This window comes from Mycolicibacterium austroafricanum (assembly GCF_902705885.1).
In the GTDB taxonomy this organism is placed as follows: Bacteria; Actinomycetota; Actinomycetes; order Mycobacteriales; family Mycobacteriaceae; genus Mycobacterium; species Mycobacterium vanbaalenii_A.
Genome location: NZ_CACSIP010000012.1, coordinates 266,580 through 282,297, shown reverse-complemented (window position 1 = coordinate 282,297; position 15,718 = coordinate 266,580). Strand labels below are relative to the sequence as shown.

The 15,718-nt window shown below is 69.5% G+C and carries 18 protein-coding genes; 11 read left to right on the top strand and 7 right to left on the bottom strand.

What is annotated here, in order from left to right:
• The first annotated feature begins 66 nt into the window (after positions 1-66).
• A complete protein-coding gene (locus BEMPMBAN_RS10185; RefSeq protein WP_159230228.1) occupies positions 67-1,329 on the top strand; it encodes an RNA polymerase sigma factor in 1,263 nt (420 codons plus the stop codon).
• On the opposite strand, the gene BEMPMBAN_RS10180 is transcribed toward BEMPMBAN_RS10185, so the two are convergent.
• Genes BEMPMBAN_RS10180 through BEMPMBAN_RS10165 form a run of 4 tightly spaced genes read right to left on the bottom strand, consistent with a single transcriptional unit; the run spans position 1,326 to position 4,388 of the window.
• A complete protein-coding gene (locus BEMPMBAN_RS10180; protein ID WP_425294960.1) occupies positions 1,326-1,949 on the bottom strand; it encodes an SAM-dependent methyltransferase in 624 nt (207 codons plus the stop codon). The two genes, BEMPMBAN_RS10185 and BEMPMBAN_RS10180, sit on opposite strands and share 4 nt — an antisense overlap.
• Positions 1,946-2,713, bottom strand: a complete 768-nt coding sequence (locus BEMPMBAN_RS10175; protein ID WP_159230226.1) for a PIG-L deacetylase family protein — start codon at positions 2,711-2,713, stop codon at positions 1,946-1,948. Before BEMPMBAN_RS10175 ends, BEMPMBAN_RS10180 begins: the two co-directional genes overlap by 4 nt.
• Entirely contained in the window at positions 2,710-3,639 is a 930-nt protein-coding gene (locus tag BEMPMBAN_RS10170) for an acyl-CoA dehydrogenase family protein (protein ID WP_425294959.1), read from the bottom strand. The genes BEMPMBAN_RS10175 and BEMPMBAN_RS10170 overlap by 4 nt, the downstream gene beginning before the upstream one ends.
• Before the next feature lie 8 nt (positions 3,640-3,647).
• Complete coding sequence (locus BEMPMBAN_RS10165) at positions 3,648-4,388, bottom strand: glycosyltransferase family 2 protein (RefSeq protein WP_159230224.1); 741 nt, start codon at positions 4,386-4,388, stop codon at positions 3,648-3,650.
• 50 nt (positions 4,389-4,438) lie between these two features.
• Between BEMPMBAN_RS10165 and BEMPMBAN_RS10160 the strand changes: the two genes are divergently transcribed.
• The 3 genes from BEMPMBAN_RS10160 to BEMPMBAN_RS10150 are packed head-to-tail and all read left to right on the top strand — an operon-like array spanning position 4,439 to position 6,501.
• The gene (locus BEMPMBAN_RS10160) at positions 4,439-5,128 is read left to right on the top strand and encodes an HAD family hydrolase (protein ID WP_159230223.1); all 690 of its coding nucleotides are present in this window, start codon (positions 4,439-4,441) and stop codon (positions 5,126-5,128) included.
• A gap of 16 nt (positions 5,129-5,144) precedes the next feature.
• On the top strand, positions 5,145-5,585 hold the full coding sequence (locus BEMPMBAN_RS10155) for a nitroreductase family deazaflavin-dependent oxidoreductase (RefSeq protein ID WP_159230222.1): 441 nt from the start codon (positions 5,145-5,147) through the stop codon (positions 5,583-5,585).
• 4 nt (positions 5,586-5,589) lie between these two features.
• Positions 5,590-6,501 carry a 1,4-dihydroxy-2-naphthoyl-CoA synthase gene (locus tag BEMPMBAN_RS10150; protein ID WP_200845932.1) on the top strand — a complete coding sequence of 304 codons (912 nt, stop codon included), beginning with the start codon at positions 5,590-5,592 and terminating at the stop codon, positions 6,499-6,501.
• Between the two features lie 48 nt (positions 6,502-6,549).
• Here the strand turns inward: BEMPMBAN_RS10150 and BEMPMBAN_RS10145 are convergent, their stop codons facing one another.
• Both BEMPMBAN_RS10145 and BEMPMBAN_RS10140 read right to left on the bottom strand, forming a co-directional pair.
• Positions 6,550-7,044 carry a pyridoxamine 5'-phosphate oxidase family protein gene (locus tag BEMPMBAN_RS10145; protein ID WP_159230221.1) on the bottom strand — a complete coding sequence of 165 codons (495 nt, stop codon included), beginning with the start codon at positions 7,042-7,044 and terminating at the stop codon, positions 6,550-6,552.
• Complete coding sequence (locus tag BEMPMBAN_RS10140; RefSeq protein ID WP_159230220.1) at positions 7,041-7,991, bottom strand: AraC family transcriptional regulator; 951 nt, start codon at positions 7,989-7,991, stop codon at positions 7,041-7,043. Before BEMPMBAN_RS10140 ends, BEMPMBAN_RS10145 begins: the two co-directional genes overlap by 4 nt.
• A 73-nt stretch (positions 7,992-8,064) precedes the next feature.
• Here BEMPMBAN_RS10140 and BEMPMBAN_RS10135 point away from each other — a divergent pair, with 73 nt between their 5' ends.
• From BEMPMBAN_RS10135 to BEMPMBAN_RS10120, 4 genes are all read left to right on the top strand, one after another.
• Positions 8,065-9,057 (top strand): SDR family NAD(P)-dependent oxidoreductase, encoded by a 993-nt coding sequence (locus BEMPMBAN_RS10135; protein WP_159230219.1) that lies wholly within the window; start codon positions 8,065-8,067, stop codon positions 9,055-9,057.
• An 87-nt stretch (positions 9,058-9,144) separates the two neighbouring features.
• On the top strand, positions 9,145-10,035 hold the full coding sequence (locus tag BEMPMBAN_RS10130) for an SDR family oxidoreductase (RefSeq protein WP_159230218.1): 891 nt from the start codon (positions 9,145-9,147) through the stop codon (positions 10,033-10,035).
• Positions 10,032-11,579 (top strand): long-chain-fatty-acid--CoA ligase, encoded by a 1,548-nt coding sequence (locus tag BEMPMBAN_RS10125; protein WP_159230217.1) that lies wholly within the window; start codon positions 10,032-10,034, stop codon positions 11,577-11,579. Before BEMPMBAN_RS10130 ends, BEMPMBAN_RS10125 begins: the two co-directional genes overlap by 4 nt.
• Before the next feature lie 29 nt (positions 11,580-11,608).
• Positions 11,609-11,995 carry a VOC family protein gene (locus BEMPMBAN_RS10120; protein WP_159230216.1) on the top strand — a complete coding sequence of 129 codons (387 nt, stop codon included), beginning with the start codon at positions 11,609-11,611 and terminating at the stop codon, positions 11,993-11,995.
• A gap of 37 nt (positions 11,996-12,032) precedes the next feature.
• Here BEMPMBAN_RS10120 and BEMPMBAN_RS10115 read toward each other — a convergent pair whose 3' ends face one another.
• Positions 12,033-12,332, bottom strand: a complete 300-nt coding sequence (locus tag BEMPMBAN_RS10115) for a DUF3349 domain-containing protein (protein ID WP_159230215.1) — start codon at positions 12,330-12,332, stop codon at positions 12,033-12,035.
• A 209-nt stretch (positions 12,333-12,541) separates the two neighbouring features.
• On the opposite strand from BEMPMBAN_RS10115, the gene menE reads away from it, so the two are divergent.
• The 3 genes from menE to BEMPMBAN_RS10100 all read left to right on the top strand — a co-directional run bounded on the left by menE (position 12,542) and on the right by BEMPMBAN_RS10100 (position 15,710).
• Positions 12,542-13,633 (top strand): o-succinylbenzoate--CoA ligase, encoded by a 1,092-nt coding sequence (menE, locus tag BEMPMBAN_RS10110; protein ID WP_272952232.1) that lies wholly within the window; start codon positions 12,542-12,544, stop codon positions 13,631-13,633.
• A 37-nt stretch (positions 13,634-13,670) separates the two neighbouring features.
• The gene (locus tag BEMPMBAN_RS10105) at positions 13,671-14,285 is read left to right on the top strand and encodes a pyridoxamine 5'-phosphate oxidase family protein (RefSeq protein ID WP_159230213.1); all 615 of its coding nucleotides are present in this window, start codon (positions 13,671-13,673) and stop codon (positions 14,283-14,285) included.
• Positions 14,286-14,354: 69 nt separating this feature from the next.
• On the top strand, positions 14,355-15,710 hold the full coding sequence (locus BEMPMBAN_RS10100; protein ID WP_159230212.1) for a hypothetical protein: 1,356 nt from the start codon (positions 14,355-14,357) through the stop codon (positions 15,708-15,710).
• The last annotated feature ends 8 nt before the right edge of the window (positions 15,711-15,718 follow it).

Genomic DNA, 15,718 nt, shown 5'->3' with positions numbered 1-15,718 from the left:
CGAACCGGTAGCCGCCCGCTTCGATCCCCGCCTCGCCGGTGCTCGGGCGCTGAGCTCCGGGAAATAATGGGGAACGTGGACGCCGCCGACCTGCGACAGACCGTCGATGCGGTGTGGCGCATCGAGGCCGCGAAGATCGTCGCCACCCTGACCCGCACGGTCGGGGACATCGGCCTGGCCGAGGACCTCGCCCAGGAAGCCCTGGTCGACGCCCTGACCCAGTGGCCGGGCACCGGGGTCCCCCGCAATCCCGGCGCGTGGCTGACCACCGTCGCCAAACGCAAGGCCGTCGACCACTGGCGCAGGCAGGACACCCTCGACGCGAAGTACGCCGTGCTGGCCCGCGAGCTGGAGAATCACGTCGACGACACCTGGGACCCCGACCGCATCGACGACGACGTGCTGCTGCTGATCTTCATGTCCGCCCACCCGACGCTGTCCAGGGAGAACCAGATCGCGCTGACCCTGCGGGTGGTCGGCGGCCTGACCACCGACGAGATCGCCAAGGCGTTCCTCACCCCGCGGGCCACGATCGCCCAACGCATCGTCCGGGCCAAGAAGGCGCTTGCCGGGGTGCCGTTCGAGGTTCCGGGCCGCTCGGAGCACCCGCAGCGGTTGTCCTCGGTCCTCAACGTCATCTACCTGATCTTCAACGAGGGGTATGCCGCCTCCGCCGGACAGCGCTGGGTCCGCGGCGAATTGTGCAGCGAGGCACTGCGTCTAGGCCGAGTGCTGGCGGCGTTGGCCCCCGACGAAGCCGAGGTCCACGGGCTGGTCGCGCTGATGGAGTTCCAGTCCTCACGCCTGGGAGCCCGCACCGACGCCGACGGCACACCGATTCTCCTCGAGGAGCAGAACCGCGCCAGGTGGGACCGTGCTCAGATCCAGCGTGGCGTGCGTGCGCTGCAGCGGGCCTCTGATGCGCTGGCGCGCAATCAGATCGGTTGGGGTTACTACACGTTGCAGGCCGCACTCGCCGAATGTCACGCAGTCGCACCGACCGCCGGCGACACCGACTGGCCGCGCATCGTCGCCCTCTACGACGCACTGCTGGCGCTCGCTCCGTCTCCGGTGGTCGAACTCAATCGGGCCATCGCCGTGGCCATGGCCGACCCCCAGACGGGACCGTCACGGGCACTGGGAATCCTCGACCGGATCGAAGGTCTCGACGGATCCCATCTGCTGCCGAGCGTGCGCGGAGAACTGCTGTCGCGACTCGGCCGCACCGCCGACGCGGCAGTCCAGTTCGACCGCGCGGCCGCACTGGCCGCCAACGACCGCGAGCGCGAAGTGTTGCAGACCAAAGCTTCTCGAGCCAGAGGTGGCTAGGCACCGGGGACCGCGGTGCGTGATGCGACCGACGCTCCCCCGCCTCTGTCGAACACATCGATCACCACGTCGGCATCCCGATACACCCCGAGGTGATGCAGACCCGGCGTCGCGCCGATGATGTCGTTGGCCCGGTCCCCGGCCATCGGATACTCCTGCACCCGGTGGCGCCAGTGTGCCGCGACCACCGTCGCGGCCGGACCGAGCCGCGGCACCTCCCGGTCGAGCACCTCCCGCAGCAACTCGGGCTGCAGGTAGTAGCACAGCTCCGACAGCACCACGAGATCAAAAGGTCCGGCGGGCCAGGGCTGGTCGAGCGAGCCGCGCAACAACGTCACCCGATCCCGCATGCCGCGCGCCAGCAGCCGCCGATGGGTGGCGTCCAACGCGCCGACACTGATGTCGGTGCTGGTCACATGGTCACACCGGTCGAGCAGCTTCTCGGTGAGCACGCCGACCGAGCAGCCCGGCTCGAACGCGTGCCGGTAGCGCGGATAGGGCAACAACGCGGTGGTGATCGCGTACTTGCGCTGTTCGTACCAGCGCGCCTGCAGGTGCCACGGATCCGCCGATTCCGCGTACATACGGTCGAAGTAGCTGTCGGGCAGTCGTGTAGTCAGCGGAAGACCACCTCACCCACCGCCAGCAGCCTGCTCAGCACGAACGGGGGAAGCACCGGCGGGACCCCCGGTGCCGGCGGCACGAACTGGCTGCGAAAGGTCTGGGCCGCGAGGTTCTTGCGCTCGACGGCGAATCGGCTCAGCGGAACCGAATATGCGCGATCCCACGGTACGGCGGTGTCATCGGGGTGCGCCCAGTGCCACATCCACACCGGGTACTCCATCAGCACTGCGCCGCTGCGCTCGGCGGCCACGGCGGCCGCCCGACCGACCGCCTCGTGATCGGGATGACCGTCACCACGCCAGGTCGCCGCGCACCACGTCCCGGCCGGCTTGGTGGCCAGCAACTCGGTGAGCAGATCCGCCAGCCGATCCTCGTGCTGGGCGATCTGCCCGTCCGGAAGCCCCAGGCAGAACGGAGCATTGAGTCCCAACACCCCGGCAGCGCAGCGCAGCTCCGCGCGCCGCACTCGCTCCAATTGAAACCGTTGCAGCAGCGACTGATTCGGGTGAGCAGCGCCGCCGTCGCTGGCCGAGACGATCTGCACCCGCACCCCGGCCTCGGCCAGTTGCACCGCCGTACCACCGAACCCCAGGGTCTCGTCGTCGGGGTGTGCGCCCACCAGCACCACCTCGGGGCAGTCGCCCAGATCGAGGCTGGGCAGCCGCAACCCGGCGTCGAGCCACGCATCCGTCGGGGTGCCGCCGTCGGCCAGCGGTCGGGCCGCCAGCCGCGCGGAATTGCCGGTCCGCGCGGTGGTCACGACGCACCCCCTGCGAGCACGCCCAGGCGTTCCAGATCCCGCTCGGCATGACTCTGCCGGACGTAGATCGACAGGTCGGCCACCCGCCGCGCGTGCGCCGCGTCCAGGCACAGCGGTGCCGGGCCCAGCGCCCGCGCGGTCCGGTCGACCGCCTCGCCCACAGCGGTCTCGGCCACGGCACGGGCGCGTCGCGCCAGCAGTTCGGCACGGCCCTTGCGGTTCAACGGATCCTCGTCGATCTCGTGGGCCACCGACATCAGCATGGCGTCGGCGGCAGCCAGCGCCGCGTCCACGGCACCGAGGTGCGCCAGGGCGTGCGCGTCCGCGGTCTCGGCGCCCGCCCTGGCGTACAGCGGCGCCGCCACCGCCCGGGCGCCGCCGAGCCAGCACGCCGCGACCCCTGCTGCGCCGTGCCAGAATCCCGGCCGGGATAGGTACTCGCCCGGATGTCCGACGGCGACCGCCGGCGTGGCGGTGAATTGCACTGCCCGGGTATCGGACTCAGCCATCCCGGCGTTGCGCCAACTGCTCGGCAGCGGGTGCACGCCACGGTCTTCGAGAGCGACCGCGAACAACCCGCGCTCGCCGGTGGACAGCCGCGCGGTGACGAGCGCGTGCGAGCACAACCCTGCTCCCGAGCACCACACCTTGGTGCCGTCCAGCACGACACGACCCCTGTCGTCGCGGGCGCCCAGGACCGCGTCACGGGACTCCGCGGCCCACACCCCCCACAACTGACCGGGCTGCGGTGCGGGGCTGTCCAATTCGGCCAGAATCGCCAGCGCGTCGAGGTGGGCTTCGGCGAGCCGCCCTGCCACCACATCGGCCTCGGCGAGTGCGGCCAACCGGTGGAAGCGCTGGGCCGTCGCCCCTGCCCCGGGCAGCGGGAGATCCAGCGCACCCGACGCGAGCCACGTGTTGACCATCGCCACCGTCACGCCCCTGCACCGGCCTTCGGTTGGGGCCGCCGCCGCGCCAGGCTCTTCAGGTGCTGGGCGAAGCCGCCGGGGGCGCGGCCCTCGCGCCGATCCGACGTCGCCACCGACAACTCCCGGTCGCGGTGCACGCTCAGCCCGGCCTCCTCGAAACGGTGCACCAGTGCGACGTCCTCCCCGGTGGCCAGGGCACGGAAGCCGCCCGCGTGCCAGTAGGCGTCGGCCCGGAAACCCATGTTGGCCCCGTGCACGTGGTCGTGACCGGGTCCGCTGGACCGATACGAACGCAGGTAGCGGCGCACCACTGCGGGGGAGAAGTTCCGCCAGTTCGGCACGCGAACCACCCCGAGCACCATGTCCGCGTCGGCGTGCAGATCGGGGTCCACCATCCGCACCAGCCAGTCGGCGTCGACGACGCTGTCCGCATCGGTGGTGGCATACCAGGTGTCCGCGGGGTCGACCCCGGCGAACAGCGACCGCGCGTACTCGAACCCGGCGGCACGGGTGGCGCCGACATTGGCCGCGTCCACCGAGACGAAATGCACGTCGGGACCGAACCGGCCGGCCAGTCCTTCGCTGTCGTCGTCGCACGAGTCGAGCACCACGACCACCGAGACCGGCGTCGGAAGGCACAGCGCGGCGGTGGTCAGCGCCCGCAGGCATTCCGGCAGATGCGCCCGCTCGTTGTGCGCGGGAACCACCACGACAGTCTGCAGCGGGAACGATTCGGACGCGGCCATGCGCTTATTTAGCCGTTTGGCGGGCATTTCACACCTGGCACGATGGTGGCGTGAACGACGTCGCTGCTGTGCTGTTCGATTTCTCCGGCACCCTGTTCCGGCTCGAGGAGGACGACAGCTGGTTCGCCGGCATGGAACTCGACAGCGACGACCGCCGCGAGATCGACGGCCACGTGCAGGCCGAGCTGATGCGGCGACTCACCGCCCCGACCGGCCGGTCGGTGCACATGACGCCCGAGGCGCTGCACGCATGGGTGAACCGGGACCTGGCGCCGCACCTGCACCGCGAGGCCTACCTGCACGTGTTGCGCGAATCCGGCCTGGCCCGCCACCACGCCGAGTCGTTGTACGCCCGGGTGATCGACCCGGCGAGCTGGACGCCCTACCCGGACACCGCCGCGGTGCTCGGCGCGTTGCGCCAGCACGGCATCAGCATCGCGGTGGTGTCCAACATCGCCTTCGACCTGCGGCCGGCTTTCGACGGGGTCGGCCTGGCGGGCGCGGTCGACGAGTTCGTGCTGTCGTTCGAGGTCGGTGCCGTCAAGCCGGATCCGGCGATCTTCCAGACCGCCCTGGACCGGCTGGGAGTGCCCGCCGGGCGGACGCTGATGGTCGGCGACAGCGACGAGGCCGACGGCGGCGCCCGCGCGCTGGGCTGCGGTTTCGCGCTCGTCGACCCGCTGCCGACGTCGCAGCGCGCGGACGGTCTGGTCTCGGCACTACAGGCCCACGGGCTGTGACGGCACACTGGAGGGCATGGCCGATCCGAAGCCGCCGTGGTGGCTCAAACCGATGAACAAGGTGTTGATGGTGGCGATGAGGACCGGCCTGATGAAGGACGGTCCGCTGGTGCTGACGGTGACCGGTCGCAAGTCCGGCCAGCCGCGCTCGACGCCGATCACGCCGTTCGAGGTCGACGGGAAGCGCTATGTCGTCGGCGGGTTCCCCGGCGCGGACTGGGTGCGCAACGCCCAGTCGAATCCCGATGCGGTTCTGGTGCGCGGCAAGGTGCGTGAGCCGGTACGGATGGTGGAGCTCAGCGCCGAGCAGGCCCGCCCGCTGCTGCGGCAGTTCCCTGTCCTCGTGCCGACCGGTGTGAGCTTCATGAAGAACGCGGGGCTGGTCACCGGACCCGACCCCAACGAGTTCGAGGCGTTGGCCGGACGCTGCTCGGTGTTCCGCTTCGATAGCGTGTGACCCCGTGACCAACCCCTTCGACGCCAGTCTCTGGGAGCCGGTGGCCGGCTTCGACGACCTGACCGACATCACCTACCACCGCCACGTCGCCGACGGCGCTCGCACACCGACGGTCCGGGTGGCGTTCGACCGGCCCGAGGTGCGCAACGCGTTCCGTCCGCACACCGTCGACGAGCTCTACCGCGTCCTCGACCACGCCCGGATGTCCTCCGACGTCGGCGTGGTGTTGCTGACCGGCAACGGGCCGTCGCCCAAGGACGGCGGCTGGGCGTTCTGCTCGGGCGGCGACCAGCGCATCCGCGGCCGCAGCGGTTACCAGTACGCCTCGGGCGACACCGCCGAGAGCGTTGACCCCGCCCGCGCCGGACGGTTGCACATTCTGGAGGTGCAGCGACTGATCCGGTTCATGCCCAAGCCCGTCATCTGTCTGGTCAACGGGTGGGCCGCCGGCGGCGGGCACTCGCTGCACGTGGTGTGCGACCTGACCCTGGCCAGTCGTGAGCACGCACGCTTCAAGCAGACCGACGCCGACGTGGGCAGCTTCGACGCGGGCTACGGGTCGGCGTATCTGGCCAGTCAGGTCGGGCAGAAGTTCGCCCGCGAGATCTTCTTCCTCGGCCGCACCTACACCGCCGAACAGATGCACGCGATGGGCGCCGTCAACGAGGTGGCTGATCACGCTGATCTGGAAACCGTTGCGCTGCAATGGGCTTTGGAGATCAACGGTAAGTCGCCGCAGGCGATCCGGATGTTGAAGTATGCGTTCAACCTGCCGGAGGACGGCCTGGTGGGCCAGCAGCTGTTCGCCGGCGAGGCGACGCGGCTGGCCTACATGACCGACGAGGCAGTCGAGGGCCGCGATGCGTTCCTGGAGAAGCGCGACCCGGACTGGAGCCCGTTCCCGCGCTATTTCTAGCGATTTCGGCGCGTTTCGTCACCCTGAGCGTGACAAACCGCGCCGAAATCACCAGTGGAACGTGGTCTGGCCGTGGGGTGATTTCGCAAACGCGATGACCTTCGCCGGCGCCACCCGGAACACGTGCGCCCGTCCGGCGTCAGGGTCGAAGACCTCGTCGTCGTTCTCGAAATCCCATTCGCCGTTGTACTTTTCGCGCCACGCATCGGCGAGCCCTCGCAACACATCCCCGCCCGTGACCCGTTCGGCCCGTCCTTCCACAACGACGTCCAAGCCTTCCTTCCACCTGTTGGCCCCAGTGGTGACGACGACGTTGGCGTTGCCGTTCAGGTTGTGCGCCTTCTGCTCCTCGCTGCCGGTGCAGAACACGAAGCTCTGATCCACCCACACACCGACCAGTGGCGTGACATGCGGCCGACCGTCGGCGCGCACAGTGGTCAACCAGTAAAGCTCGGCGGCGGCCAACACATCGCGCACGGTCTCCCAGTCGGCCGGTGTGTCGGTCTCCCCGAAGCGCTTGTCCAGCTTTCCGTTGATCCTCATACCGGTACTGACTGCGCGGCGACTGGCGATTCATCGCGAACGCTGGCGCGGTAGCGCAGTGGCGACATCCCGACCTCGCGCTTGAAGGCGTTGCTGAACGCACTCTCCGAGGTGTAACCGAGCTGAAAGGCGAGAGTGCCCACGCGGGCGTCGTCGTCACGCAGCGCATGCCTGGCAAGTTGCATGCGCCAGTTGCTCAGGTACGTCAGCGGCGGCACTCCGGCGACAGTGCGGAACCGCTCCGCGAACGACGTGCGTGACATCGCCGCAGCGCGAGCGAGTACCTCTAGGCGCCAAGGCTTTCCAGGATTGTCGTGCATCAGCGACACCGCCGGGCGCAGCCTGTCGTCGGTGAGCAGGCGCAGCCACCCGGGTGGGAGTTGATCGTTCTGGGCGATGTAGGCGCGAAGCACCTCGAGCAGCAGCAGCTGGCCCTGCTGTTTGATTGCGAATGCCGCACCGACCCGGTCGCCGGTCACTTCGTCGAGCAGGCGGTTGAGGATTGCGTGCAGGTTGGTCGCCTCGGCCGCGGAGGCGCGCACATGCCCGACGGGTGGTAGGGCCTGCATCAGCAGCGCCTGTCCGATCGGGTTGACGTCGATGTGACCTCCGATGATCACGTCGGAGTCGCTGCAGTTGGCGCCGTCGACCCGTACGAAGGTATCCGATTCGTCGATCACGAGCTCGGTGGGCGCGTCGAGTCCCGAACCGCCCTGGAGCACCAGGCGCGTGCGGCGGTTGAGTATCGCGACATCGCCAGGGGCGAGGTCGATGGGCCCGATGCCGTCGGCGGTGACACGAATGTGCCCGCAGACCACGGCGATCATCTTCAGCGGGTCATGGATGTCGAAGTGGCAGATCCAGTCCCCGCGCACCGAGAACCCACCCGACACGAGGCCCTGGACCTCGATGAGGTCGAACACGTCGGAGAGCTGATCTCGAACCATATCCGTACTATCGCGCAAGAAATATGGACGCACAACCATTCAAAGTCCAATCATTCGGGCGCACTGTGGACCGATGACCAACAAACAACACCCCATCGGATCCGGTTTCACCGCTGCCTCGACCGCCGAGGAGGTCGTCAACGGCATCGACCTGTCCGGGCGCAACGTCGTCGTCACCGCCGGGCATGTGGGCCTCGGACTCGAGACCACCCGTGCACTTGCCAATGCTGGTGCCAACGTCGTCGTCGCCAGCCGTAATCCCGCCACGGCGGCCGAGGCGGTGGACGGCATAAAGGGCGCGGAGGTCGATCAGCTCGATCTCATCGATCCCGCCTCGGTAGAAGCATTCGCCGCGCGGTACCGCGACTCCGGACGTCCGCTGCACATCCTGATCAACAACGCCGGAATCATGGGCGGCGAGCTCGTCCGTGACTCCCGCGGGTACGAAGCACAATTCGCCACCAACCACCTCGGACACTTTCAGCTGACCCACGCGTTGCTACCTGCGCTGCGCAAGGCGGCAGGCGCGCGCGTCGTCGAGGTATCGTCCTGGGGTCATCACCTGTCCGACATCCGTTGGGATGAACTGCATTTCGAGAAGGACTACGACGGTATGGTGGCCTACGGTCAGTCCAAAACCGCCAACGTGCTGTTCGCCGTCGAACTTGACCGTCGGTGGGCCGACGACGGCATCCGCGGCTACTCACTGCACCCGGGCGGCATCGTCTCGACCAACCTCGGGCCGTCGTTCAGCATCGAGGACTGGCGCGCGATGGGGCTCATCGACGACAACGACGAGCCGATCATCGACCCCGAGCGGGACATGAAGACGTCGCAGCAGGGGGCTGCGACGCAGGTGTTCGCCGCGACCAGCCCATTGCTCGCCGAGATCGGTGGCGTGTATCTGACCGACAACGACATCGCACCGCTGGAGGCGGACGCCCGGCCTGTCACGGTCGACCTGGGCAGCGGCCCGCTCCAGACCACGCCGGGGGTAACCGGCTATGCCGTCGACCCAGAATCGGCCGAGCGGCTGTGGGAGCTGACCGAGAAGCTGCTCGCCTGAGTTGTCGCCGGAACGGTATTCCAGCAGAGAAAAACCGCGTGGACGCCTGCTGGAATACCGTTCCGGCGGGATACCTAGACTCGCTACGTGACTAGCAGGAACCCGCTTCGCCGGCTGGCCGATCAGGTCGTGCTGACCAGCATGCGACCCCCCATCCTCCCGACGCTGCTGCAGTACCGACCCAACCGCGAGGTGGTCGACCTGAAGGGCAAACGCATCCTGCTCACCGGTGCGTCCTCGGGCATCGGCGAAGCCGCGGCAGCCAAGCTCGCCCGCCGCGGCGCCACCGTCGTGGTGGTGGCCCGCCGCGCGGAACTGCTCGACGCGGTCGTCGCACGCATCACCGCCGCCGGCGGGAACGCCCGCGCCCACGCCTGCGACCTGTCCGATCTCGACGCGGTCGACGACCTCGTCGCCACGGTCGAGGCGGACCTCGGCGGCGTCGACATCCTGGTCAACAACGCCGGCCGGTCCATCCGGCGACCGCTGACCGAATCGCTGGAACGCTGGCACGACGTCGAACGCACGATCGCGCTGAACTACTACGCGCCGCTGCGGCTGATCCGCGGCCTGGCGCCGGGCATGATCGCGCGCGGCGACGGCCACGTGATCAACGTGTCCACCTGGGGAGTGAAGACCGAGTCGCCGCCGCTGTTCGGCGTGTACAACGCCTCGAAGGCGGCGCTGTCGTCGGTCAGCCGGATCATCGAAACCGAGTGGAGCGGGCGCGGTGTGCACTCCACGACGCTGTACTACCCGCTGGTCAAGACCCCGATGATCGCACCCACCCGCGCCTACGACGGCCTGCCGGGATTGTCCGCCGACGAGGCCGCGGGCTGGATCGTCACCGCCGCGCGCGACCGCCCGGTCAGCATCGCGCCGCGGATCGCGGTCACCGCCGCCGCGATCAACAGCATCGCCCCCGCCGCGGTCGACTCGCTGATGAAACGCCAACGGATGCAGCCCGGAGACCGATGACCGTCCCCGGGATCACCGGCCTGGTCGATGTCGTCCGGGTGCACGGTCGGGACCGCCCCGGCGCGCCCGCGTTGGTGGTCGGTGACCGAACCATCACGTTCGGTGAACTCGACGCGCGATCCAGCCGTACGGCCCAGGCGTTCGCGTCGGCAGGCATCGGGTTCGGCGACCGGGTCGCGTTCGTCGAGCGCAACGGTGCCGAGTTCTTCGATGTGGTGTTCGGGCTGGCCAAGTTGGGTGCCGTCGCGGTCCCGGTCAACTGGCGGCTGGCCGCCCCGGAGATCCGGCACATCGTCGTCGACTGCGGGGCCGAGGCGATCGTGGTCGGCGAGGAGTTCTTCGGCCACATCGAGGCCATCGAGGACCAGCTCAACGCCGAGGTGATCGCGATCGGAAACCACGACCGCTGGCCGGACTTCGCGGACTGGGTGGCGGCCCACCCAACCGTCGACCCCGGCGTCACCACCGGACCCGACGACCTGGTGACCCTGATGTACACCTCGGGCACCACCGGGCTGCCCAAGGGCGTCATGTTGACCAACACCAACTACCGCTGCAAGACCGCCGGGGTCGCCGGCCCGTGGCGGTTCGGCGCCGACGCCGTCAGCCTGGCCGTGATGCCGCTGTTCCACATGGCCGGGTCCGGATGGGCGTTCGCCGGGCTGTGGCACGGGGCCCCGACGGTCGTGCTGCGCGATGTCGACCCGGCCGCGATCCTGGAGGCGATCGCCACCCACCGCGTCACGAACCTGTTGCTGGTGCCCGCGGTGATCCAGTTGCTCCTCGACACCCCCGCGGTCGCGGACTGCGACTTCTCCCACCTGCGGGTGCTCGTCTACGGCGCCTCACCGATCAGCGACGACGTGCTGGTCCGCGGGATGGAACGGTTCGGCGCGGTGTTCGCTCAGGTGTACGGCATGACCGAGACCACCGGCTCGATCACCCAACTCGACGGAACCGACCATGTGCCGGGCCGGCTGCGCTCCTGCGGCAGGCCGTATCCCTGGGTAGCGCTGCGGGTGGTCGACGGCGACGGCGCCGATGCCGCCCCGGGGACGGTCGGCGAGCTGTGGACCCGTTCCGAGCAGAACATGCTCGGCTACTGGAACAACCCCGAGGCGACCGCGGACACCCTGACCCCCGACGGGTGGCTCAAGACCGGAGACGCCGGCTACGTCGACGCCGACGGCTACGTGTACCTGCAGGACCGGATCAAGGACATGATCGTCTCCGGCGGGGAGAACGTGTACCCGATCGAGGTGGAGAACGTCCTGATGACCCATCCCGGGGTGGCCGACGTCGCCGTCATCGGGGTGCCCGACGACAGGTGGGGCGAGGCGGTCAAAGCCGTGGTGGTGCCGACGCCGGGCGCCACGCTGCGCGGCGCCGACCTGATCGGATACGCCCGGGCCCGCCTCGGCGGCTTCAAGCTGCCCAAGACCGTCGACTTCGTGGCGGCGTTGCCCCGCACGCCCAGCGGCAAGGTGCTCAAACGCGAGTTGCGCAGTCCGTACTGGGAGCACACCGGCAGGCACATCGGCTGAGTCCGCTGCCGCGTGATAGACACGGTTGCATGGAGATCCTGGCCAGTCGGATGCTGTTTCGGCCGGCCGACTATCAGCGGTCGGTCGCGTTCTACCGCGATGGCATCGGCCTGGCCGTCGCCCGGGAGTACGGCGCCGGCACGGTGTTCTACGCCGGCCAGTCGCTGATCGAACTCGCCGGCCACGGCGCCCCCGACCACGGCGCCCCGCCGTTCCCCGGAGCGCTGTGGCTGCAGGTCCGGGACATAGAGGCGGCGCAGACCGAGCTACGGGACCGCGGCGTCGACATCGCCCGCGAGGCCCGCCGTGAACCGTGGGGGCTGCACGAGATGCACGTCATCGACCCCGACGGGGTGACATTGATCTTCGTGCAGGTGCCCGACGACCACCCCCTGCGCCGTGACAGCCGCGACTGAGTGGGACACCCGGGACTGAGTTCAGCGCGCCTGAGTTTCAGCGCGCAGAGGCCACCACCGACCAGCCGACGGACGCCAACCGTGCGGCCACCTGCTCGATCTCCTCGGCGTCCGGCTCGGTGGCGGTGACCACATGCAGCGCAGCACGCACCTCCTGCGGCGTCACGGCGCCCGAATCCTCGCCGCGTAGCACCTCCCGCGCGACGGTGACGACGTCGTCGTCGGACAGCGACCGGGCCAGTAGCGCGAGCAGCGGAAAGTAATCCTGACGCGGGATCCCGTGCGGATAGCCCTCCTGCAACCAGGAGACGACGTTGTCGACGAGGCGCGCGGTCATATCGTCAATTCTGCGGGCTCCGAGGCGGATCCGCCCTACTGCCGAACCGGTGTTCACCTGCCCGGGCGAGGTCTTCATCTGCTGTTCAACCCGCGGCCGGGAGCTAGTATCGGGTCGCCGAGGGTCCCGTCCTGATGTGGAGGTCAGCCATAGCCATCCTTCGTCCGGTCGGCATCGGGTCCGGCGCCGCAGCTCTGTCGGCGTTGCCGGTGATCGACGACATGCTCCACGGTCGCGTCAGTGTGCTGCCGGTGCCCGCCGACAGCCCCGAGCAGACATCGCAGCTGACAACGGCGTTGCGCGCCGGCGAGCAGATCAACGACGACGTGGCCGTGGTGCTGTCCACCTCGGGCACCACCGGCACCCCGAAAGGCGCCCTGCTCACCGCCTCGGCCCTGAGGGCCAGCGCCGAGGCCACCCATGACCGGCTCGGTGGTGCCGGCCGCTGGTTGCTGGCGTTGCCCGCCCACCACGTGGCCGGATTCCAGGTGCTGGTCCGCAGCGTGGTGGCGGGCACTGCGCCGGTCGCGGTCCCGGCCGCGTTCGACGCCGCCGAGCTGGCCGCCGCCGTCACCGCGTTGGGTTCCGGCCGGCGCTACGCATCACTGGTCGCGGCTCAGCTGGACAAGGCGCTGCGGGACCCGCAGGCCACCCGGGCGTTGGCCGAGTTGGACGCGGTGCTCGTCGGCGGCGGCCCGATGCCGGCCGGTGTCGCCGAAAGAGCGTCGGCCGCAGGTGTTTCCGTGGTCAGGACCTACGGGATGAGCGAGACGGCCGGCGGCTGTGTGTACGACGGGGCGCCACTGAACGGCGTCGGAGTGAAGATCGACGCCGACGGCAGGATCTGCCTCGGCGGCGCGACCGTCGCTGCCGGTTACCGCAACCCCGTGGCGCCGGACCCGTTCGCCGAAGCCGGCTGGTTCCGCACCGACGACCTCGGCGTCCTCGGCGGTGCGGGTGAGCTCACCGTCCTGGGCCGGGTCGACGACGCGATCAGCACCGGCGGGCTGACCGTGCTGCCCGGGCTGGTCGAGGCGGCGCTGGCGACACATCCCGCGGTGTCCGAGTGCGCGGTGTTCGGCGTCGCCGACGAACGACTGGGCCAGCGGGTGGCGGCGGCGGTGGTGGTCGAGCCCGGCGCCACGATCACGTTGGCGCAGCTGCGCTCTCACGTCAGCGACACGCTGTCGCCGACCGCGGCCCCGCGCCAGATGCACATCGTCGAAGCGCTGCCGCGCCGGGGAATCGGCAAGCTCGACCGCCGCGAGCTCAGCCGGATGTTCGGCGTGGACGAACCGTAGCCCACCGGTCGTCGGCGGGCACGCGCATGATGGTGGGATGAGCACAGAAGTGACCTCCGCCGACGAACTCCGCGCGATCGTCGGCTGTCCGAACGAGGCCGTCGCCAACAAGGTCGGCGACCGACTGTCCGCGGTGCACCAACACTGGCTGGCCCATTCGCCGCTGGGCTTCGTGGCGACGACGGACGCCCACGGCCGCGTCGACGTCTCCCCGAAAGGTGACCCTGCCGGGTTCGTGCACGTCATCGACCCGACGACGATCGCGATCCCGGAGCGTCCCGGCAACAAGCGGGTCGACGGCTACCTCAACGTGCTGGAACGCCCGCACGTCGGCACGCTGTTCGTGATCCCCGGCCGCGGCGACACGCTGCGGATCAACGGGAGCGCCCGGATCTTCGCCGACGCCGACTATTTCGACACGATGGCGGTGCGGGGCAAACGGCCCATCCTGGCGTTGCAGATCGACATCGAAGAGGTGTTCTTCCACTGCGCCAAGGCATTCCTGCGGTCCGACGCCTGGAAGCCGGAGAGCTGGCAACCGGGCGCGGTGCCCAGCGCCGCGCAGCTGGCCAAGTCCATCTATACGGACATGAGCCTCGAAGAGCTGGAGAAGTATCTCGGCGAGGAGAACATGCGCTCGGTGCTGTACTGAGCCGGGCTGTCACCGAATCGTTCGGGGCGGGCACCGTCAGGGTCCGCGGACGGCAATAAGCTGGCGGTCGTGCCCATCGGTCGCAGAGAGGTGATCGCGGTCAGCGCCGCCGTGGTGCTCGTCGTTGCGGCGTTCGTGATCCCGCACCTCGATCTGGGCATCGTCACCCCGCTGATCAACGCGTCCGAAGAACGCTTCCGCACCTTCGCCGGCACCGCGCCGATCTTCGGCTGGTACAACGCCCACGTCGGCCCCGGCACCGTCCCCGCGATCGCGATCGCCGCCGCGGCGGTGCTGTGGGGGCCGTCGCTGGCGCAGCGGCTGCCCTGGCGCGGGCTGCCCTGGGCGGTGTGGGTGGTGTCCTGCGGGTGGGCGTTCAGCCTGGCGATGATCGACGGCTGGCAGCGCGGCTTCGCCGGGCGGCTCACCGCCCGCCACGAATACCTGCGACAGGTGCCGAGCGTCACCGACATACCCGAAGCAGTGCGCTCGTTCGCCGGCAGAATCCTCGACTACCAGCCTGATTCCTGGATCACCCATGTGTCCGGACACCCACCCGGCGCGCTGCTGACGTTCGTGTGGCTCGACCGGATCGGGTTGAGCGGCGGCGCGTGGGCCGGGCTGCTGTGCCTGCTGGCAGGTTCGAGTGTGGCAGCCGCGATCGTCGTGACGGTCCGTGCGCTGGCCGACGAGGACACCGCCCGGTTGGCGGCGCCGTTCGTGGCGGTGGCGCCCACCGCCATCTGGGTCGCGGTCTCCGCCGACGGTTATTTCGCGGGCGTCGCAGCCTGGGGCATCACCCTGCTGTCGCTGGCGGTCAGCGGGACGGCACGTCTGCCGGTGCTGGCTGCCGCGGGAGCCGGGCTGCTGCTGGGCTGGGGAGTGCTCCTCAACTACGGGCTGGTGCTGATGGCCTTTCCGGCGGTGGCGGTCCTGCTCACGGCGACCACCTGGCGCGCCGCGCTCGGCACGCTGGCGCCGGCGCTGATCACCGCGTTGGCAGTGGTGGTGGTGTTCGTCGCCGCCGGATTCTGGTGGTTCGACGGCTACCTGCTGGTGCAGGAACGCTACTGGCAGGGCATCGCCGCCGACCGGCCGTTCCAGTACTGGGGCTGGGCCAATTTCGCGGCCGTGGTGTGCGCGATCGGGCTGGGCAGCGTCGCCGGCATCGGGCGGGTGTTCGACATCGCCGCGATCAGGCGGCGGTCCGGGCTGTACCTGCTGGTGCTCGGCGCACTCCTGGCCATCGTGTTCGCCGACCTGTCCAGGCTGAGCAAGGCTGAGACGGAACGCATCTGGTTGCCGTTCACGATGTGGCTGGTGGCCGCTGCCGCTCTGCTTCCCCGGCCGTCGCACCGATGGTGGCTGGCGCTCAACGTCACCGGCGCGCTTGCGCTCAACCACCTGATCCTGACGAACTGGTAGCAGTCAGG